The organism is Actinosynnema sp. NPDC023658, from assembly GCF_040639995.1.
Lineage (GTDB): Bacteria > Actinomycetota > Actinomycetes > Mycobacteriales > Pseudonocardiaceae > Actinosynnema.
This window is the reverse complement of record NZ_JBFAAX010001429.1, coordinates 1-1144: the sequence shown is the minus strand read 5'-3', so window position 1 is coordinate 1144 and position 1144 is coordinate 1. Positions and strand designations below refer to the sequence as shown.

General features: G+C 67.6%; 2 protein-coding genes. One reads left to right on the top strand and one right to left on the bottom strand.

Features of this window, described 5'->3' with window-relative positions; genetic code table 11:
• The coding region (locus AB0G02_RS41560; protein WP_360806481.1) for an EamA family transporter at nt 1-246 on the bottom strand (246 nt) is incomplete at its 3' end.
• Nucleotides 247-899: 653 nt separating this feature from the next.
• Here AB0G02_RS41560 and AB0G02_RS41555 point away from each other — a divergent pair.
• Nucleotides 900-1055 carry a hypothetical protein gene (locus AB0G02_RS41555; RefSeq protein ID WP_360806478.1) on the top strand — a complete coding sequence of 52 codons (156 nt, stop codon included), beginning with the start codon at nt 900-902 and terminating at the stop codon, nt 1053-1055.
• Nucleotides 1056-1144 lie beyond the last annotated feature (89 nt).

The window sequence follows — 1144 nt, the reverse complement described above, 5'->3', positions numbered from 1 at the left end:
GGCGAACAGCAGGAACGGCCGGGCGTTGCAGAAGAACGCCGCGATCGCCAGGCGACCCCACAGCCCGCGTGGCAGCTTCTGGTGGCTCGCGCGGGCCAGCACGAACAGGGTCGCCGCGCCGAGGGCGCAGCGGATCACGGTGATCTCGACCGGCGACAGCCCGGTCAGGGCCAGCTCGATCCACAGGAACACCGACCCCCACAGCAGGGCCAGCGCTCCCATCCTCATCACGCCTCGTCCGGTCATGGGATTACCGTTCCCCACGACCGTCTTCAAGATAAGTGAAACCTCGTGACGAACCGTTAAGCAAAGCTACAACCTCACCAGACCGTTGTTACCCGTGGTGACGGCGGATGCCCGCCGCGGGATCGCGTGCCGGTTGCGCGGTGCCGTCGTCCGACCCGATGACCGGGGCCAGTGCGCGGTTCAGGTTGCGGTCGGCGGCGTGGTGGTCGCAGGACAGCCGGTGCGCCCAAGTGAGCAAGGCGCGGGACAGCGGATTGCGATGCCGCCGCCGAGTGACGTGATGCAGGCGACGACCGGGAGTGGGTGAAGGCGTCGGCCTCCCCGATCACGACCGGTGGTGCCGTCGGTGCGCGATCCCGAAGATCCGCAGCGCACGGGGCGGGCCAACGTCCCCGACACCTCTAAGCTGATCGCGCTTACGACTCGGATCCGCACCGCAGGTCGTTGCGCCATGGGCATCATGGCGCGGATCGCCCGACGCGGCACCGGACACGGCTGCCCCCGTACGGAACGACTTCGCATCCGCCGGTAACGACGAGCCGAAATCCGCCTCGGACTCGTGCAACCGGCCTTCGCCCCCTCTGCTACCGCGAACCAGCCACCTCATTGTGAACCGGTCGTCAGGCTCGAAGCATTGAACCGAAAGGATGCTCATGACCAAGCCCTCCCGCAGGTCTCTCCTCACCGGTCTGGCCGCCATCCCCCTGACCATCGGAATGGTCGTCGTGCCCGCCACCAGCGCGTCAGCGGCGGACGGCCAATTGGCCGTCCGCAACAACATCGGCGTTGAGCTCCAGTACTGGGTGTAGCCCCACAACGGAGGCGGCACCGGCTACGCGTATGCCGGCGACGTCCAGTACTGGAGCCTCCAGTCGGCCACCTGGTACGTCAGTTCGCG

Bases quoted from the DNA above. Each gene is read 5' to 3' on its own strand.
- AB0G02_RS41555 (WP_360806478.1), top strand. From the start codon at position 900: ATGACCAAGCCCTCCCGCAGGTCTCTCCTCACCGGTCTGGCCGCCATC.